The organism is Micromonospora sp. AB353, assembly GCF_049538395.1.
GTDB lineage: Bacteria > Actinomycetota > Actinomycetes > Mycobacteriales > Micromonosporaceae > Micromonospora > Micromonospora aurantiaca.
Map to the genome: position 1 here is coordinate 22,326 of NZ_JBMVFV010000055.1, position 17,584 is coordinate 39,909.

21 protein-coding genes are annotated in these 17,584 nt (G+C 73.3%); 12 read left to right on the forward strand and 9 right to left on the reverse strand.

Going from position 1 to position 17,584, the window contains the following annotated elements; genetic code table 11:
* Positions 1 to 138 precede the first annotated feature (138 nt).
* Positions 139 to 1,164 (forward strand): LacI family DNA-binding transcriptional regulator, encoded by a 1,026-nt coding sequence (locus ACPCK6_RS20955; RefSeq protein ID WP_423481966.1) that lies wholly within the window; start codon positions 139 to 141, stop codon positions 1,162 to 1,164.
* 204 nt (positions 1,165 to 1,368) lie between these two features.
* Positions 1,369 to 2,739: a cellulase family glycosylhydrolase gene (locus ACPCK6_RS20960; protein ID WP_423481967.1), complete on the forward strand. Its 1,371-nt coding sequence runs from the start codon at positions 1,369 to 1,371 to the stop codon at positions 2,737 to 2,739.
* A gap of 250 nt (positions 2,740 to 2,989) precedes the next feature.
* Here ACPCK6_RS20960 and ACPCK6_RS20965 read toward each other — a convergent pair whose 3' ends face one another.
* Positions 2,990 to 3,172: a hypothetical protein gene (locus tag ACPCK6_RS20965; RefSeq protein ID WP_423481968.1), complete on the reverse strand. Its 183-nt coding sequence runs from the start codon at positions 3,170 to 3,172 to the stop codon at positions 2,990 to 2,992.
* 191 nt (positions 3,173 to 3,363) lie between these two features.
* On the opposite strand from ACPCK6_RS20965, the gene ACPCK6_RS20970 reads away from it, so the two are divergent.
* Entirely contained in the window at positions 3,364 to 4,563 is a 1,200-nt protein-coding gene (locus ACPCK6_RS20970) for an RtcB family protein (protein WP_423481969.1), read from the forward strand.
* 31 nt (positions 4,564 to 4,594) lie between these two features.
* Here ACPCK6_RS20970 and ACPCK6_RS20975 read toward each other — a convergent pair whose 3' ends face one another.
* The 5 genes from ACPCK6_RS20975 to ACPCK6_RS20995 form a co-directional block, all read right to left on the reverse strand.
* Positions 4,595 to 4,759, reverse strand: coding sequence for a hypothetical protein (locus tag ACPCK6_RS20975; protein ID WP_216934269.1), 165 nt, complete (start codon positions 4,757 to 4,759; stop codon positions 4,595 to 4,597).
* The gene (locus ACPCK6_RS20980) at positions 4,756 to 4,974 is read right to left on the reverse strand and encodes a helix-turn-helix domain-containing protein (protein ID WP_030499989.1); all 219 of its coding nucleotides are present in this window, start codon (positions 4,972 to 4,974) and stop codon (positions 4,756 to 4,758) included. Before ACPCK6_RS20980 ends, ACPCK6_RS20975 begins: the two co-directional genes overlap by 4 nt.
* Positions 4,974 to 5,453: a DUF2975 domain-containing protein gene (locus tag ACPCK6_RS20985; RefSeq protein WP_135240344.1), complete on the reverse strand. Its 480-nt coding sequence runs from the start codon at positions 5,451 to 5,453 to the stop codon at positions 4,974 to 4,976. Before ACPCK6_RS20985 ends, ACPCK6_RS20980 begins: the two co-directional genes overlap by 1 nt.
* A 31-nt stretch (positions 5,454 to 5,484) precedes the next feature.
* A complete protein-coding gene (locus ACPCK6_RS20990; protein ID WP_396883665.1) occupies positions 5,485 to 6,126 on the reverse strand; it encodes a dihydrofolate reductase family protein in 642 nt (213 codons plus the stop codon).
* Between the two features lie 82 nt (positions 6,127 to 6,208).
* Positions 6,209 to 6,802: an HD domain-containing protein gene (locus ACPCK6_RS20995; protein WP_135240342.1), complete on the reverse strand. Its 594-nt coding sequence runs from the start codon at positions 6,800 to 6,802 to the stop codon at positions 6,209 to 6,211.
* A 139-nt stretch (positions 6,803 to 6,941) separates the two neighbouring features.
* Here ACPCK6_RS20995 and ACPCK6_RS21000 point away from each other — a divergent pair, with 139 nt between their 5' ends.
* The 7 genes from ACPCK6_RS21000 to ACPCK6_RS21030 all read left to right on the forward strand — a co-directional run bounded on the left by ACPCK6_RS21000 (position 6,942) and on the right by ACPCK6_RS21030 (position 12,810).
* Entirely contained in the window at positions 6,942 to 7,919 is a 978-nt protein-coding gene (locus tag ACPCK6_RS21000) for a TolB family protein (RefSeq protein ID WP_423481970.1), read from the forward strand.
* Entirely contained in the window at positions 7,916 to 8,839 is a 924-nt protein-coding gene (locus ACPCK6_RS21005) for a TolB family protein (RefSeq protein WP_396883668.1), read from the forward strand. Before ACPCK6_RS21000 ends, ACPCK6_RS21005 begins: the two co-directional genes overlap by 4 nt.
* 134 nt (positions 8,840 to 8,973) lie before the next feature.
* Positions 8,974 to 9,750 (forward strand): methyltransferase domain-containing protein, encoded by a 777-nt coding sequence (locus ACPCK6_RS21010; protein ID WP_423481971.1) that lies wholly within the window; start codon positions 8,974 to 8,976, stop codon positions 9,748 to 9,750.
* Positions 9,751 to 9,805: 55 nt separating this feature from the next.
* Positions 9,806 to 10,807, forward strand: a complete 1,002-nt coding sequence (locus ACPCK6_RS21015; protein WP_318334211.1) for a hypothetical protein — start codon at positions 9,806 to 9,808, stop codon at positions 10,805 to 10,807.
* On the forward strand, positions 10,804 to 11,457 hold the full coding sequence (locus tag ACPCK6_RS21020; RefSeq protein WP_013286529.1) for a sulfurtransferase TusA family protein: 654 nt from the start codon (positions 10,804 to 10,806) through the stop codon (positions 11,455 to 11,457). Before ACPCK6_RS21015 ends, ACPCK6_RS21020 begins: the two co-directional genes overlap by 4 nt.
* Positions 11,458 to 11,472: 15 nt before the next feature.
* The gene (locus ACPCK6_RS21025) at positions 11,473 to 12,375 is read left to right on the forward strand and encodes an inositol monophosphatase family protein (RefSeq protein WP_396883671.1); all 903 of its coding nucleotides are present in this window, start codon (positions 11,473 to 11,475) and stop codon (positions 12,373 to 12,375) included.
* Positions 12,376 to 12,399: 24 nt separating this feature from the next.
* The gene (locus ACPCK6_RS21030; RefSeq protein ID WP_396883672.1) at positions 12,400 to 12,810 is read left to right on the forward strand and encodes a VOC family protein; all 411 of its coding nucleotides are present in this window, start codon (positions 12,400 to 12,402) and stop codon (positions 12,808 to 12,810) included.
* Between the two features lie 14 nt (positions 12,811 to 12,824).
* On the opposite strand, the gene ACPCK6_RS21035 is transcribed toward ACPCK6_RS21030, so the two are convergent.
* Entirely contained in the window at positions 12,825 to 13,601 is a 777-nt protein-coding gene (locus ACPCK6_RS21035) for an SDR family oxidoreductase (RefSeq protein WP_396883673.1), read from the reverse strand.
* A gap of 139 nt (positions 13,602 to 13,740) precedes the next feature.
* Between ACPCK6_RS21035 and sigJ the strand changes: the two genes are divergently transcribed.
* Positions 13,741 to 14,607, forward strand: a complete 867-nt coding sequence (sigJ, locus tag ACPCK6_RS21040) for an RNA polymerase sigma factor SigJ (protein WP_396883674.1) — start codon at positions 13,741 to 13,743, stop codon at positions 14,605 to 14,607.
* Positions 14,608 to 14,642: 35 nt separating this feature from the next.
* Here the strand turns inward: sigJ and ACPCK6_RS21045 are convergent, their stop codons facing one another.
* Positions 14,643 to 15,542 carry a GNAT family N-acetyltransferase gene (locus ACPCK6_RS21045; protein WP_423481972.1) on the reverse strand — a complete coding sequence of 300 codons (900 nt, stop codon included), beginning with the start codon at positions 15,540 to 15,542 and terminating at the stop codon, positions 14,643 to 14,645.
* A gap of 194 nt (positions 15,543 to 15,736) precedes the next feature.
* Positions 15,737 to 16,969, reverse strand: a complete 1,233-nt coding sequence (locus ACPCK6_RS21050) for an ArsB/NhaD family transporter (RefSeq protein ID WP_423481973.1) — start codon at positions 16,967 to 16,969, stop codon at positions 15,737 to 15,739.
* A gap of 107 nt (positions 16,970 to 17,076) precedes the next feature.
* On the opposite strand from ACPCK6_RS21050, the gene ACPCK6_RS21055 reads away from it, so the two are divergent.
* A partial coding sequence (locus tag ACPCK6_RS21055; protein ID WP_423481974.1) for a toll/interleukin-1 receptor domain-containing protein occupies positions 17,077 to 17,584 on the forward strand: 508 nt, incomplete at its 3' end.

Genomic DNA, 17,584 nt, shown 5'->3' on the forward strand with positions numbered 1-17,584 from the left:
AAGCTGGTCGGGTCGGAGCGGGTCGCCCGTCCGTGCGATGGTGGCGGTAGATTCGTCAGGTGGTCGTCCTCGACGTTTCCGGGTCCCGGGATGGAGCGGGCCGCCGTGCCGGGCCGCGCTTCTGAGGGTCGGGGCGGGATGCGGGAGGTGGCCCGGGCCGCGGGTGTCTCGGTCTCCACCGTCGCGAACGTGTTGAGTCGGCCGTCGATCGTCGCCGCCGAGACCCGGGCGCGGGTGCAGGCCGCGATCGAGGCGGTGGGCTACGTACCGCACGGGCCGGCCCGGCAGCTACGTGGCTTGCCGAGCCCGGTCGTCGGGAGCGTCACGCTGGATCTGGCCAATCCCTTCTACGCGGAGTTGAACCGGGGCATCGAGGACGGGTTGGCCGGGGCGGATTGCGTCATCCTCGCCTGCAGCACGGACCTCCGGCGCACGCGTGAGCGGCGACTGCTCTCGCTGCTGCACGCCCAGGCCGTGCGGGGCATCATCATCTCGCCGATCGACGACGATCCGGAGCCGCTGCTGCGGTTGAGTCGCGACGGCATTCCCGTCGTGTTGGTCGACCACCCGCGCGGCCGGCTGGACCTGTGTGCGGTGAACGTGGACGACGTACTCGGCGGGCGGTTGGCGGGGGAGCACCTGATCACGCTCGGTCATCGCCGCATCGCCTTCCTCGGCGCCACCGTCGATCCTGGTCCGGTGCTGGCGCGACGGGAGGGTGTGCGGCAGGCCGTGACGGCGGCCGGCCTGGACCCGGCGGTGTCGTTCGTGGATGTTCGGTTGCGGCTGCATCCGCCTCCGCTGCTGGACGCCGCCGCCCAGGCGGCGAGGCGACTGGTGGATCGGGACGTGCCGCCGACAGCGGTGGTGTGTGTGAACGACACCGCCGCGCTCGGCCTGCTGGACGGGCTGCACGCGTTGGGACTACGCGTTCCGCAGGACATCTCCGTGGTCGGCTACGACGACCTGCCGTTCGCGCGGCGGCTGGCACCCGCGCTGACCACCGTCCACCAGCCGCCGTACCGGCTCGGCCGGGCCGCCGCGGAGTTGTTGCTGGACGAGTCCCGACCGGACCACACCCACCGGGAGACGCTGTTCCGGCCGTCGCTGGTGGTGCGTTCCTCGACCGGGCCGCCCGCCACGGAGGCGGCCGGCGGCCGCTGACGGGTCACTTCGCTAATAGATGATCGCCTATTGTCTCGTCGGATGTGGACGGATAGGGTGGGGAAACCGTCCGAGCGCCCGAGCCGGCCTCGTTCCGGAACCTTTTTACAAACGTCACAATCGCGTCGCGTACGGCCGTCGCGCGGTACGCCAGGGCAGGCGCGTCCCACCCCGGCACCTGCCGGGCTCAACCCGAGGTAGATCATGAAGAGAAGACTCATCGCGGTCGGCGCTGCCCTGCTCGCCGTCGCCGCGTCGGTCCTGATGTTCGTTCGGCCCGCGGACGCCGCGGTCGGGCTGCACGTCAGTGGCCGAACCATCGTCGAGGCCAACGGAGCGCCGTTCGTGATGCGCGGGGTGAACCACCCGCACGTCTGGTACACGGGGCGGACGAGAGCGTTCGCCGACGTCAAGGCGCTCGGCGCCAACACCGTACGGGTGGTGCTGGGCAGTGGGAAGCGGTGGGGACCGTCCACCGACGTCCCCGAGGTGATCGCCCTGTGCCGACAGAACCGGCTCATCTGTGTCCTTGAGGTGCACGACACCACCGGCTATGGCGAGGAGGGGGCCGCCGCCTCGCTGGACCAGGCGGTCGACTACTGGATCGGTCAGAAGAGTGCGCTGGTCGGGCAGGAGAGCCACGTCGTCATCAACATCGGCAACGAGCCGATCGGCAACGTCAACGCCGCCCAGTGGACCGACGCCACCGCTGCCGCGGTGCGGAAGATGCGCGCGAACGGGTTCGAGCACCTGCTGATGGTGGACGGGCCGAACTGGGGCCAGGACTGGCAGCACGTCATGCGCGACAACGCCCAGACGATCCTGGACGCGGACAGTCGGCACAACACGGTGTTGTCGATCCACATGTACGCGGTCTTCAACAACGCCGCCACCATCACCGACTACCTCGACTTCTTCGAGTCCCGTGGCTGGCCGCTGGTGATCGGCGAGTTCGGCTGGCAGTTCGCCCCCGGCGAGGTGGATCACGAGACGATCCTCGCCCAGGCGCAGGCTCGGGGCCTGGGCTACCTGGCCTGGTCGTGGAGTGGCAACAGCGATCCGATCCTCGACATGGCGACCGACTTCGACCCCGCTCGGCTCACCACCTGGGGTCAGCGGATCTTCAACGGCGTCAACGGCATCAAGGCCACCGCGAAGGAAGCCACCGTCTTCGGAGGTGGCGGACCGACCTCGAGCCCGTCGCCCACCGGCACCGCCACCCCCGGCCCGACTCCGACCACGAGCCCGACTCCGACCTCGCCCCCGACCGGCGGCCGGAGCTGCACGGCCACCTATCGGGTCGCCGGCCAGTGGCAGGGTGGCTTCCAGGCCGAGGTCCAGGTCAAGGCGGGTGGCGCCGCGATCAGCGGCTGGACCGTCACGTGGACGTTCGCCAACGGCCAGAAGGTCACCCAGGCGTGGAACGCGACGGTCGGTGGCAGCGGGACCGCCGTGACCGCACGAAACCTCGGCTACAACGGCAGCCTGGGCGCCGGGGCGAGCACCACCTTCGGCTTCCTCGGCACGTGGAACGGCACGAACGGCGTACCGACGCCGTCCTGTTCCGCGACCTGAGGTCGACCGGATGCGGGCCGCTTCCACGGGTGGCCCGCACCCGGGCTCTCCGGGATATCGCGTTGCCGCCCCGCGGGTCACGGTCGTACCGTGAGCGGGCCACGTCAACCGGTTCCGGCCCTCAAGGAGCGCCCGTGTCGCAGCAGAAACGCACCCGAGCCGAGCGGCCCGCGCCGCGCGCCGGTGCCCTGCTCCCCGCACCCGGCGCGTGCCGTTGGCAAGGTTCGATCGAGGGTCCGGGGTCCCGGCGTCAGCGGGTGCAGTTGATCAGCGCCCGCACCTGGTAGAGGCCCGGCAGCGGCATCGTCGCGTAGTTTCCCCCGGGGCTGCACTGCGTGGCCGGGTCGAACCCGGCCGCGCTGGCCTGTGCCTGCGCGTCGTTCGTGGCGTAGTACAGCGCGGTGAAGTAGTTGTTGTTCAGCCCGAGGCCCACGAAGGACGTGGTCTCGGCGGCCTGGCCGCGCCGCCGACCAGGACGGACGTGGACACCGCACCGGCCAGCACCGTGGCTGCGGCGATCCGACGAAGTGCGAGCATGCGGGTTCCTCCGGCTCGATCCGACGCCCGAGCCTGACAGAGGCATCGACACATTGACAAGCCTGCCCTACGGACAAGGAGACGATCATGGGTTTCACCCCGCTGGCCGGTACCCGGGCACCGGTCCGGGTCTGGACCGACCCGTACGCGATCGAGGCGCAGGCGGCCCGGCAGCTGCGCAACATCGGCGCGCTGCCGTGGGTGCAGGGCGTCGCGGTGATGCCGGACGTGCACTTCGGCAAGGGCGCCACGGTGGGTTCGGTGATCGCGATGCGGCAGGCCGTGTCGCCGGCCGCGGTCGGCGTGGACATCGGCTGCGGCATGTCCGCGGTGCGGACCTCGCTGACCGCCGCCGACCTGCCCGACGACCTCGGGCCGCTGCGTTCGGCGATCGAGGCGGCGATCCCGGTCGGCTTCGCGATGCGTGACGACGCCGTCGACCCGCGCCGGATCCGAGGGCTGGAGCAGGCCGGCTGGGACGACTTCTGGCGGCGGTTCGGCACGCTGGACCGGAAGGTGGCCCAGCTCGAGACGCGGGCGCAGCGTCAGCTCGGGACGCTCGGCGGCGGCAACCACTTCATCGAGGTCTGCCTGGAGCAGGGCGGCCCGGACGACGGCCGGGTCTGGCTGATGCTGCACTCCGGTTCGCGCAACATCGGCAAGGAGCTGGCCGAGCGGCACATGGCGGTGGCGCGCGGCCTGCCGCACAACACCGGCCTGCCGGACCGGGACCTCGCGGTGTTCCTCGCCGGCACGCCGGAGATGGAGGCGTACCGGCGGGACCTGTGGTGGGCGCAGGAGTACGCCCGCCGTAACCGGGCGGTCATGCTCGCGCTGCTGAGCCAGGTGGTCCGGGACGCGTTCCCGCACGTCGGCTACGACGAGCCGATCTCCTGCCACCACAACTACGTGGCGGAGGAGAGCTACGACGGGGTGGACGTGCTGGTGACCCGCAAGGGCGCGATCCGGGCCGGGAAGGGGGACCTGGGCATCATCCCGGGCTCGATGGGCACCGGCTCGTACATCGTGCGCGGCAAGGGCAACCTGGACGCGTACTGCTCGGCGTCGCACGGCGCCGGGCGGCGGATGTCGCGGGGGCAGGCGAAGCGGACGTACAGCACCGCGGACCTGGCCGCGCAGACCGCCGGGGTGGAGTGCCGCAAGGACGCCGGTGTGGTCGACGAGATCCCCGGCGCGTACAAGGACATCACCGAGGTGATGGCCCAGCAGGACGACCTGGTCGAGGTGGTCGCCCACCTCAAGCAGGTCGTCTGCGTGAAGGGCTGAGCGATGGGCCGGCGTCGAGGGGGCGCCGGCCCTATCGGGTACGCCGGGCGACGCGTACGCCGATGGCGACCGCGCCGATGACGAGCAGTGCGGACAGGAGCTGGAGGCCGGGAGAGTCGTCGGCCTCGCCGTACACGAAGCCGGCGACGCCGAGCGCGACGGCGAGCAGGGCGACGGCGGCGGCCAGGTGTCTCATCGCTCCTCCTCGTCGGGGACCCATTCGAGCAGGTCGCCGGGCTGGCAGTCGAGCACCCGGCACATGGCCTCCAGGGTGCTGAACCGGACGGCCTTGGCGCGGCCGTTCTTGAGCACGGCGACGTTGGCCGGGGTGAGCCCGACGCGTTCGGCGAACTCGCCGACGCTCATCTTGCGCTTGGCCAGTTCGACGTCGATGCGCACGACGATCGGCATCAGATCACCGCTTCCATGTCGGTGCGCAGCGTGGTGGCCTGCCGCAGCAACGCGCGCAGCACGACCATCAGCAGCCCCAGCACACTGACGCCGGTGACCAGCAAGAACAGCAGCAGCGGCAGGCCCGGGTCGTCGGCGTTGAAGCCGACGTAGAGAAACACGCCGACCAGCACCACCCAGGCGGCGGCGACCGCCCAGACGATCCCGTCGACCCAGCCCAGGGACGCCTCGGTGAAGATGCGGTCGCGCTTGACCAGGGTGAGCAGGTGCCAGGTGCAGACGATCACCACCTGCACGCACAGCACCCAGAAGATCGTCACCGCGGTGGCGGGCCACCGCAGGTACGCCATGTCCGGGTTCTCGCGCGCCATGTGCGCGAACTGCCCGGGCAGCGACATGGTCTGGAACAGCACCAGGATCGCGAACAGCAGGACCAGGAAGGCGCGGAGTGGTGTCACCGCGCGTTGCGCCGTCAGCATGCATCGACTATCGCGCGGAAGCTATCGAAAGTCAATCGGTATCGCTCGCGGGGCGGCGGACGGCGTACCGGACGTGGACGGCGTACCGCGAGTGGTGCACGGCGCGGATCTCCAGGTCGACGTCGCGGCCGAAGCCCTCGAACAGCCGCTTCCCGGCACCGAGGATCACCGGCGCGGTGGACAGGCCCAGCTCGTCGACCACGCCGGCCGCGAGCGCCTGCCGGATGACGTCGGCACCCCCGCCGATGACCACCGCGCCGTCACCGGCCGTACGCCGGGCCGCCGCCAGCGCCGCGTCGAACCCGTCGACCATGAGGAAACCGGCGTCCGGGTCGGGCTGGTCGGCGGTGCGGTGGGTGAGCACGACGAGAGGGGCCTCGAACGGGTTCCGGCCGCCCCAGGCGCCGGCGCTGTCGTACATGCCCCGGCCGCACAGCGCGGCGCCGACGCCCGCCAGCAGCTCGTCGAAGTACGCGCGGTCCGCACCGGTCATGCCGGTGCCGGGTTCGCGTGGCGTGTCGTACGTCCACGGCCCGCCCATCACCCAGTGGTGCAGCCGCTCGCCGCCGACACCGAGCCCCTGGCCGGCGTGGTCGTCCGGACCGGTGACGTAGCCGTCCAGGGAGACGGTGACGAACGCCCGTACCCGGCCCCGCGCTTCGCTGGTGCTCATGTTTCCTCCCGGAGATCGGAGAACACCGACCCAGGGCAGACCGCCGGCCGGTGCCGGACTCATCGCCGCTGTCGGAGCGGCGTCAGCCGTACACCGGATGTTCGGCCTGGAACGCCAGCCGGCGGTCCGCGCCGGCGGCCAGCTCGGCGAGCACGTCGTCGAGGTCCAGGAACGTCTGCCAGCGCTCCTGGCCGGTGATGCCGGCGAGCCGGTCGACCACGAGCTGCTCCAGGTCGGTGACCCGGCGGCCCTTCCACACCTTGTCGGCGAGGCTGACCATCAGGTCCTCCAGCTGCACGCCGGGGGAGTGCCAGGCGGCGTGGGTGACGGCGAAGCGGGCCCGCTCCTCCGGTACGCCGAAGCGCAGCAGCAACTGGTAGCCCGCCTCCTCGTGCGCCGACCCCGGGCCGGTCAGCTCGCCGGGATGCTCGACCTTGCCGAGGTCGTGCACGGCAGCGCCGAACAGCACCGCCTGCCTGTCGAACGGCACCGCGGCGAACCGGTCGGCGAACGCGGCGGTCAGGTGCCAGGCGACGTCGTGCACCAGCCGCAGATGCGCGCCGAGGCGCGGCGGGGCGGCGAGGGCGGCCAGCAGTTCGACCGCCACGCCCGGGAGGGGGAGCAGTGGCGGGTCGCCCGCTTCGGTGAGGGCGCGGTGCAGCGCGTCGGAGGTCATCGGGGCGAGCGTACCGGGCCGCCGCGGCCTCACCGGCGGTGATGGACGAGCAGCCGAACGTGAAGCGGCCGCTCGTCCGATTCCGGTGCGTCGATCCACTCGGGAGGGTGAGGGCCACGTCTCTCACGGGGGTTGTCGAATGACCGCACTGAATCGTCGTGCCCTGCTGCGTACCGCCGCGCTGACCGGGCTCGCCGCCGCGACCGGGGTGGCCGCCGCGCCCCACGCCGCGTCCGCCGCGCCGGCCGCCGCCGACGCGGTGAACGGGTCGTGGCTGGTCAGCGTCGGCTGGGGTGTGCTCCAGGTCGACCCGGGCCGCACCACGCCGCGCGAGCTGCTGCCGAACGGGGACCACGCGAAGTCCTCGCCGGACGGCCGGTACGTGGCCTGGGTCAACACCGCCCGCTCGGGCGACGGCACGCTGGAGCCGTTCGTGGCCGTGTACGACCGGGTCACCGGCCAGAAGCGCACGCTGCTCGCCGACCCGTTCGGTGTCCGCTACGGCGCGCCGACGTGGTCGCCGGACGGCTCCGAGATCGCGCTCGTCACCGGGCAGGACAACGACCGGCTGATCGCTGTGGACGTGGTCACCGGCGCCACCCGCGTGCTGGTCGAGGGGCATTCCATGAGGGATCCGGACTGGTCCCGGGACGGCTCGATGATCGTCGTACGCTGGCGCAGCCGTTCGCAGGGCTGGCAACTGCGGGTGCTGGAAATCGCGACCGGCACGGTGCGGCCCGTCTACACGCCGGTGGCGGGCGAGATGTTCATCTCGCCGGTCTTCATGCCCGACTCCGGGCGCGTCGTCTTCTGCACCAACCGCTGGCACCTGGACCGCGAGGTCTACAACCAGTCGCTGGCGTCGGTGCGCATCGGAGGCACCGGGCTGAAGAAGCTCACCGACGAGCCCCGGTTCTACCTGTCGCCGGTGTTCTCCCCGGACGGCCGCTACTGCGCCGCGCTGTCGATCCCGCCGGAGAACGAGTACCCGGACGGCGGCAACATCATCGTCTCCACCAGTGGCTTCGGCGAGCAGTGGTGGATCCCCGGCGACGAGTACGACGACAGCACCCGGCTGGACTGGGCGCGGGCGATCACCGCGGAGGTGCCGGCATGACCACGATGAACCGCCGTACGCTGCTGCGCGCCGCCGCGCTCACCGGCGCCGCCACCGCGACCGGGCTGGCCGGCGGGCTGGCGTCCGCCGCGCCCGCCTCGGGCGTCAACGGGCCGTGGATCGTCACCGGCAGCGCCGGCGTGCTGCAGATCAACCCGGGCCGCACCACCCCGCAGGTGCTGCTGCCCCCGGGCGCCGACGCGGCCGCCTCGCCCGACGGGCGCTACATCGCGGTGCCCGACTACGAGGGGCAGCCCGTGCTCCTGCTCCTCGACCGCGTCACCGGTCAGGCCCGCACGCTGATCAGCGACGCTCCCGGCAACCGCTACGGGTGGCCGACCTGGTCCCCGGACAGCACCGAGATCGCCCTCGTGGTCAACGGCTCCACACTGGTCGCTGTCGACGTCGCCACCGGCGGCCGGCGCGTCCTCGTCGAGGGGCACAGCATGATGCGACCCAACTGGTCCCGCGACGGCTCGATGATCGTGATGGAGTGGACCAGCCGGTCCAACGGCGGGCAGTTGCGCGTGCTGGAACTGGCCACCGGCAAGGCGCGACTGGTCTACCAGCGCGTACCGGGCGAGTTCGCCGACCACGCGGTCTTCACGCCCGACTCCCAGCGGATCGTGTTCAGCACCAACAGGTGGTACCTGGACCAGGAACGGCACAACCTGTCGCTGGCGTCGGTGCGGATCGGCGGCACCGGGCTGAAGCTGCTCACCGACGAACCGCGGTTCATCATCTCGCCGGTGTTCTCACCGGACGGGCGCTACTGCGCCGCGCTGTCCGTCCCGGACAGCAACCCGGACGCCGACGGCGGCAACATCATCGTCTTCACCAGCGGCTTCGGTGAGCCGTGGTGGATCCCGGGCGACGAGTACGACGACAGCATGCGGCTGGACTGGGCGCCGGCCGTCTGACGATCGACGCGGCGGCCGGACGACCGGCCGCCGCGTCGGCGTACCCGGGCGGATGTGCACCCCGGACGGCGCAAGCGGTGCGAGGCTTGGAAGCGGACGCCGCCGACGGGGCCGGCGTCCGCTGTGGAGGGGTGATGGCCGAGCCGCCGACCGGGACGTCGTCGCACCGCGCGCAGGCGCACGGCAGGCACGCCAACCACCGCCGCTACCACGACGGCGCCGAGGTCGACGGGTACGTCGACGACCCGTACCACCGGGTGCGCCGCGCGGTCGCGGCCCGGCTGATGGCCGAGGGGGTGACCGGCCGCGGGCCGGTGCTGGAGCTGGGCTGCGGGCCGCGCGGCATGCTCGACCCGGCCGCGCTGCCCGGCCCGGTGGTGCTCGCCGACACGGCCGAGACGGCGCTGCGCACGGCCCGCGCGGCGGCCTGCGGGCGGGCGCTGCCGGTCTGCCTGGACGCCACCCGCGGGCTGCCGTTCCGGGCGGGCAGCTTCGCCGGGCTGCTCGCCGGGGAGCTGATCGAGCACGTGTACGACCCGCTGGCGCTGCTGCGGGAGTGTCACCGGGTGCTGGCGCCGGACGGCCTGCTGGTGCTCACCACGCCGAACCTCGCGCCGGTGCAGGACCGGCTGGCGTTCCTCGCCGGGCGGGCGCCACGTCAGGTCGACCCGCTGCACCCGTACCTGTGGCTGCACATCCGCCCGTTCACCGCCTCGCTGCTGCGCCGCACGCTGCGCCGGGCCGGGTTCACGCCGGTGGCGCTGCGCTCCAACGAGGTCGGCTGGCGGCTGCCGGGCGGCCGGTGGGTGGCGTCGCGCCGGCTGGCCCGTGCCGCGCCCGGGCTGGGCGGTTCGCTGATCTGCGCGGCCCGCCGGCAGGGCGGACCGCCACCGGCTGGAAACAGGGTGTGATGGCGACATTGACAGCGGGCTATCATGGAGGTTCCGTCGTCGACCGGGGGATGTCATGACGCGCCTGCTCGCCTGGGTCGTGACCAATCTCGACGCGTTCATCGGCCTCGTCCTGGCGCTCACGGTGTCCGTGCTCGGCCTCACCAACGCGGTCGACCAGGAGGTCGTCAACAGCGCGATCCTGCTGGTCCTGGGCCTGCTCGCGCAGGCGATGCTGCGCGACCGGCTGCGCCGGCGCACGACCGAGCGGGAGGTCCGCCAGGTCATCTCGGACACCCGCGACCGGCTGACCGACCTGGTGCCGCAGATGCGGGAGATCACCGGGCCGGAGGGCGCGCTGAACCGGGCCCGCGAGGCCATCGACAGCGTCTCCATGGTGCGCGTGCTGCACGGCAGCGAGGTCGGGCAGGCGCTCGCCGAGGCGCGGCGGCACACCGACCAGTGGAGCTTCAAGGGCGGCACCGGCACCTTCCTGCGTGCGGTCACGCTGCCGGACTGCCTGGAACACGCCCGGCGGCGCAACGCCACACTCACCGTCGCCATCGAGATCATCGACCCGACCGACGAGGAGGTCTGCGAGCGGTACGCGCGGTTCCGGCGCAGCCTCGACCCGGACGCGCCGGGCGAGCCGTGGACCGTCGACCGCACCCGCAAGGAGTCGTACGCGACGGTGCTGGCCGCCTGCTGGCACCTGCAGCGCTCCGGCCTGCTCACCGTCGACGTGCGGCTCTCCGCGCAGATGACCACGTTCCGCTACGACCTCTCCTCCTCCTGCGTCGTCATCACGCAGGAGAATCCGCAGACGCCCGCGCTGCGCATCGACCGCGGCGAGGTCTACTACAACCGTTTCAACATCGAGCTGGACTACAGCCGCCGGCAGAGCCGGCGCGTGCCGATCGAGGCGGCGGCCCAGGTCAAGCTCGACGACGAGCCGTCGGTCGAGCAGGTACGGCGGTTGTTCACCGCCCTCGGCCTGACGCTGCCCCGGTCCTTCGGCGACCGCGAGGTCGCCGGCATCATCGGCAAGGCCGTCCAGGCGAGGAACCCCTACTCATGACCAGTTACGCCGACCTCGAACGGGAGATCGACCGGGGCACCCGGCCGGAGATGCTGCGCGGCTGGGTGCTGGACGTGCTCGGCGACGTCGCCGACGGGCGGCGGCCGCTGCGCGCGGTCCGGCACCCGCTCGGCTTCACCTGCCTGCCGGTGGAACGCGACGGCCCGGACGGCATCTGCGTGCACGCCTGGCCGGCCGACCCGCCGCCGGTGCGCCCGACCACGTCCACCATGCACTCGCACAGCTGGGATCTGCTGAGCCACGTGCTGCACGGCACCGTCCGCAACGAGCTGATCGAGGTGGACGACGCGCCGGCCGACCCGGCCTGGCGGATCTACGAGGTGCACAGCCTCGGCGAGGTGGACGAGATGGCCGCCACCGACCGGCTGGTCACCGCGATGACCGCGACGGTGGAGACGCACTCGGCGGGCGACTCGTACGCGCTGCGCGCCGGCGGCTTCCACACCTCGGAGGTCGACGCCGGTGAGCCGGCGGTGACAGTGGCGCTCGGCCGGACCACTCCCGGCGCGTGCGACCTGAGCCTCGGCGCGGTGGACGGGCGCAGCCACCGGGTACGCCGGGACCGCTGCGACGCGGCGGAGACCGCGCGGATGGCGCGGGAGATCGCGCGACTGGTGGCACGGGGCTGACTGGCTGGAGGAGCCATGGACGTGGAGCCGAGCAGAGGCGGGCCCGACCTGCGCGACGCGCACCGGTTCGCGGTGGAGGCCGCGCAGGCGGCGGGCCGACTGCTGCGCCGGGGCACCCGGCGGGAGGTGCACGCGCGGGCCAAGAACGACACCGGTGACCTGGTGACCGACCTCGACCTGGCCGCCGAGCGGCTGATCGTCGACCGGATCCGGGCCCGCTGGCCGGAGCACGGCGTGATCGCCGAGGAGGGCGGCGAGTACGCCCCGGACACCGCCTGGGCGTGGCTCGTCGACCCGCTCGACGGCACCAACAACGTGGCGATCGGGCTGCCCGCGTACGTGGTCGGGATCGCCCTGTGCGACAACGGCTCACCGGTCCTCGGCGTGGTGCACGACCCGGTCGCCGGCCGTACCTGGTCGGCGGTGCGCGGCCGGGGCGCGTTCGTGCACGCGTCCGGCCCGGCCGCGCGGCCGCTGCGCGCCGCGCAGCGCCCGGTACCGTCCGCGCCGGTGCTGGCCTGGACCCAGGGGCACGAGGTACGGCGGGACGACAGCACCGCCCGGGCGCTGAAGGTGGTGCTGGACACCAGCGCCCGCCGGGTGCTGCAACTGTGGGCGCCGCTGCTGTCCTGGGTGATGCTGGCCCGCGGCGACATCGACGGCATCGTCGGCTACCGCCCCGAGGCGGTCGACCTGCCCGCCGGGATGCTGCTCGCCGCCGAGGCCGGTATGGCGGTCCGCGCGCTCGACGGCGGCACGTTCGACGACAGGTACGGCTGCCCGGCCGACCGGCGCAGCTTCGTGGCCGGGCCACCGGAGACCATCGACCGGCTGGTCAAGCTGGTCACCGCGGCACAGTGGATCGAGCCGCAGGTGCGCCGCCTCACCCCGGTCGGCCTCGGCTCGGTCGGCTGGTGAGCCGGGTCGGCTAGCCTCGGCCGGGTGGCCGCCAGACAACTCAAGCTCGGGCTCCGGGTGCGTGACCTGGACCGTTCCCACCGGCTCTACCTCCGGCTCGGCTTCAAGGAGATCCCGCAGACCGGCCAGGCGAACCTGCGCTACCTGACGTTCGGCCACACCTGGCTGATCCTGTCCGACCTGCACCGCCACGGGCACCACGACGCGCAGCGGGAACGCGCTGTCAAGGCCGGGCCGCCCGGGCTCGGAGTCGTGCTCACCGTGCCCACCGCCGACCTGGACGCGACGTACGCGCTGTGGCGCGACGAGGGGCTGCCGGTGACGCTGGAGCCGGAGGACGTGGGCTGGGCGCGGATCTTCTACGGGCTCGACCCGGACGGCTACGAGGTCATGTTCGAGCAGTTCCATCCCGTCCCGCGTGCCGCCGACGCCTGACGTGCCGTGGCGCGTCAAATGACCGGCCGCGACGGCGCCCGCTCGGCCAGGAAGTCGGCCCAGGTCCGCACGCCCCTCGCCGCACCGGGCCGGGCGAGGTTCGCGCCGTCCCGGTACGCGCGGCCGGCCCGCCCGGGGATGCGTACCGGCAGTCGCACGCGGCGCTTCCCGGTGGCGGTCAGGTAGCCGGTCAGCAGCTCGCCGACGCCGTAGGTGTCCGGCCCGGCCAGGTCCGGCACCAGCCCGGCCGGTGCGCCCAGCGTCAGCTCGGCCAGCCGGGACGCCACCTCGGCCGCGTCGACAGGCTGCAACCGCAGACCGCCCGGCACCGGCACCACGGGCAGCCGGGTCATCGCCGTCAGCATGGTCAGCACCAGGTCGTGCACCTGCGCGGCGCGCAGCACCGTCCACGGGACGCCGGAGTCCGCCACCGCGCGTTCGGCGTCGAGCTTGGACCGGATCCAGGCCAGCGGCAGCCGGTCGGCGCCGGTCACCGAGATGTGCACCAGGTGTGCCACACCGGCCCGGTGCGCGGCGCGGGCCAGGTGTGCGGTGGCGCGGTCGTCGCCCTTCGCGCCGCCGGCCAGGTGCAGCACCGTGGACACCCCGCGCAGGGCGGGGCCGAGGTCGGCGCCGCCGAGCAGGTCGGCGGTCACGTGGGTGACGCCGTCACCGCCTCGCCCGCCGCGCCGGCTGAGCACCCGCACCGGGTGCCCGGCGGCGCGCAGCAGCGGTACGACGTGCCGGCCGATCGTGCCGGTGCCGCCGGTGACCAGGATCTGTCTGTTCATCGTGTCGCCTTCCGTCGCCTGTGCTGCCACGTCGACCCGCGCCGGCCCGCCGACGTGACAGATGTGACAGCCGTCACGTCTGGTCACATCGGTGATCCGGCGCGGGTCGAGACGGCGTGCGGGAGGGGAGGCTCAGGTGATGGACACCGGGCTGGCGGAACGCTTCGAGCGGGAGCGACAGCGGCTGCGCGCGGTGGCGTACCGGCTGCTCGGGTCGCTCACCGACGCCGAGGACGCGGTGCAGGAGACCTGGCTGCGGTTGTCCCGTACCGACCCGGCCACCGTGGACAACCTGGACGCCTGGCTCACCACCGTGGTCGCCCGGGTCAGCCTCAACACGCTGCGGTCCCGCGCCGCCCGCCGGGAGGACCCCCTCGACGTACGCCTGCCCGACCCCGTGGTGGACACCGGCGCCGACGACCCGGCGCACGCCGCGGTGCTCGCCGACTCGGTGGGCCTGGCGTTGCTCGTGGTGCTGGACACGCTGGCCCCGGCGCAGCGCCTCGCGTTCGTGCTGCACGACATGTTCGGCGTGCCGTTCGACGAGATCGGCCCGCTCGTCGACCGCTCACCGGCGGCGGCCCGGCAGCTCGCCAGCCGGGCCCGCCGCCGGGTACGCGGACAGGCGCCCACCCCCGACCCCGACCTGACCCGGCAGCGGGCGGTGGTGGACGCCTTCCTCGCCGCCGCCCGCGACGGTGACCTCGACGCGCTGATCGCGGTGCTGCACCCGGACGTGGTGCTGCGCTCCGACGCCGGGACCGCCCGCGCCCGCCACACGGTCGTGCTCACCGGCGCGACGACCGTGGCGGCGCAGGCCACCACGTTCGGCCGTCTGTTCCCGCACGCCCGGCCGGTGCTCGTCAACGGCGCCGCGGGGGTGCTGGTGAGCGCCGGGGACCGCCCGCTGTCGGTGATGGCGTTCACCGTCACCGGCGGCCGGGTCGCCGCCGTCGACGTGATCGCCGACCCACACCGGCTGGCCGCGCTCGGCCTCAGCGGCTGACCCGGAACCGTGTCGGTCGACCAGACCGGGTGGGCTCAGTCGACCAGCACCAGATTGACCATGTCGACCACCGGCCGGAACCCGAGCCGGGCGTAGAGGCGGTTCGACACCGGGTTGGCCTGGTCGGTGAACAGGCACACCCGCGCGCCCTCGGCGGTGAGCCGCCGGCTGACCTCGGCGACCGCGTTTCCCGCCCAGCCGCGTCCGCGCTGCCCGGGCGGCGTGTAGACGGGGCCGACGCGGGCCACGCCGAACGACGGCGGATTCGCGGCGGTCAGGTGCACCGGAGCACCCGACTCGTCGGTCCAGAACCACACCCGGCCGTCCCGGATCCGGTGCAGCAGCTCGGCGCGGTCGGGAGTCTCGTGGGCGCTGGCGCCGCGCGGGCGGCCCGCCTGCTCGTCGGCGTCGGCCGTGAACGCGCCGAACCAGGCGGTGACCAGGTCGATGTCGTCGGTGGTGGCCGCCCGCAGCGCGCCGGGCACCGGAGCGGGCGGCGTCAGGCGGTCGAGCAGATGCAGCCGGGTGTGCTGGGCCACAGCGACCCGCCCGCCGTCGAGGCGTGCGACCTCGTCGGCGCAGGCTCGCGCGGCGGGCAGCGCGCCGTTCACCGCGCGGACCCGCTCGCCACGCCGGTGCCACGCCTCGGCCAGCGCCGTCGCGGCCTCGCGCGGCATGGGCAGCAGGAACGGCGGTCGTGGCGGGAACGGCGCGGTACGCATCGCGACGCCCACCACCGCGCCGGCGGCGTCCCGCACCACGAGCCACCAGACGTCCTCGGGCAGCGCGACGCCCTCGGCGCGGCGGGCCGCCATCCGGCGCGTGACGCTGGCGACGACGGTGCCGACCACCGGGTCGGCGGCCAGGTAGGCCTCGGCGTCGGCGAGGAACTCGCCCGGGTCGGCGCAGAAGTGCAGCGTGGGCGCGGCGGTCATGGGGGCACGGTAGCCAGCCGCCGGGTTCGGGCCGTAGCGGTTTTCCCGCCTCGCATCAGGGAGGCGATGCGCAGGCGGCGAACGGGCTGCCGGGGAAGTCGCCGCTGATCGTGGCCGTCACCACGGTGCCGGCCGCTGTCTGCTCCACGTCGGTGATCCCGTACGACACCAGCGGCGGGCTCGTGGTCGCGATGCTAGGCGCCGGGACCGACGAGAAGCGCCGTGACGGTGGCGGCGGTGGCGAGCACGGCGAGCGCGGCGCTGGTCGCCACGAACCGGCCCAGCGGTACGGCGACCCCGGCGGCCCGGCAGCGCTCGTACCAGATCAGTGTCGCCAGCGACGCCCACGGGGTGGCCAGCGGACCCACGTTCGTGCCGATCAGCAGCGCCAGCAACTGGGTGTGCCGGTCGGCCGCGATCACCGCCTCGCCGGCCAGGTACGCGGGCAGGTTGTTCACCGCGTTGCTGAACAGCGCGCCGACCGCACCCGCCCGCAGTGCCCCCTCCGCACCCGGGTCGGTGCCGATGAGCGTGCCCATCACCGTGTCCAGGCCGTGCCGGCCGATGGTCTGCACCACCAGGAACAACCCGGTCACGAACACCAGCAGCCGCCACGGCACCAGCGCGAGCCGCAGCCGGTGCCGGGCCCGCACCGCGAAGCCCGCGACCAGGATCGCGGCGGCCACCCCGGAGGCGATGCCGATCTCCACCCCGGCGAGGATGCCGCCGACGAACAGCAGGCACGCGGCGAGCGCGGTGCGGTACAGCACCCGGTCCGGCGGCACGTACGGCCGCGGCGGGACGAACGGGTCGGCCCCGGCCCGCGCCGGGCGCCAGTACCACCACCACAGCAGCAGCGCGGTCACCGCCACGGCGACCAGCTGCGGCCACCACATCCGGGCCGCCCACGGCACCGGGTCCAGGTCGACCCGGTCGCTGGCCAGGATGTTCGTCAGGTTGGACACCGGCAGCAGCAGGCTCGCGGTGTTCGCCAGCCACACGGTGGTCATGGCCAGCGGCGTCGGCGGCACGTTCAGCGCCCGGGCCAGCGCGATCATCACCGGCGTGAGGAGCACCGCCGTGGTGTCCAGGTTGAGCGCGATGGTGGTCACCGACGCGAAGCCGACGCAGAGCCAGAACAGGGCCCGGAAACTGCCCCGCGCGGTCACCGCCACCCGGGTCGCGAGCGCGTCGAACACCCCGGCCACGGCGGTCAGCTCGGCCAGCACCACCACCGTGCCGAGGAAGATCAGGATCGGGATGATCCGGCGCATCGTCGCCTCGGCGTCGGCGCGGGGCAGCAGCCCGGTGAGCACGAACACCACGCCGAGCACGGCAAGCCCGATCGCGACCCAGTCCAGCACGTGCAGGCGGCCCCAGCGGGAGCGGTCGGGCACGGCGTTCGGCGGATCGCCGGGGGTCTCCACGAGGGATGATCCTCCCACACGCCGGTGCGGGCGGAGGAGCCCGACGCGGCACGATCCGAGCTGCCGAGGGTGTCGATCTGTTGACCGTCGGTGGCCATAATGACCATGTGGTTGTAGGCGCGCACCCCACCCGGTCCGACCGCCCCATCGATTTCTTCATCAGCTACTCGCCGGCCGACGAACGCTGGGCCACGTGGCTGGCGTGGGAGTTCGAGGCGGCCGGCTATCGCACGCTGCTGCAGGCGTGGGACTTCGTCGCCGGCACCAACTTCATCGACTTCATGGACCGCGGCGTCCGCGAGGCCGAGGTGGTCGTGGCGGTGCTGTCCGAACGCTACCTGCACTCCACGTACGGCAAGCTGGAGTGGCAGGCCGCGCTGCGCGCCGACCCGGACGGCACCGGCAACAAGCTCGTCACCGTACGCGTCGAGGACTGCCCGATCGACGGCCTGCTCGCCACCATCACCTATGTGGACCTGGTCGGCGTGGACGACCCGGTGCAGGCCCGCAACCGGGTGCTCGACCGCATCCGGGAGGCGCTCGACGGGCGCGCCAAGCCGATGCGGCAGCCGGCGTTTCCGCACCACCCGGCCGACCCGCACGGCGTGCTCGCCG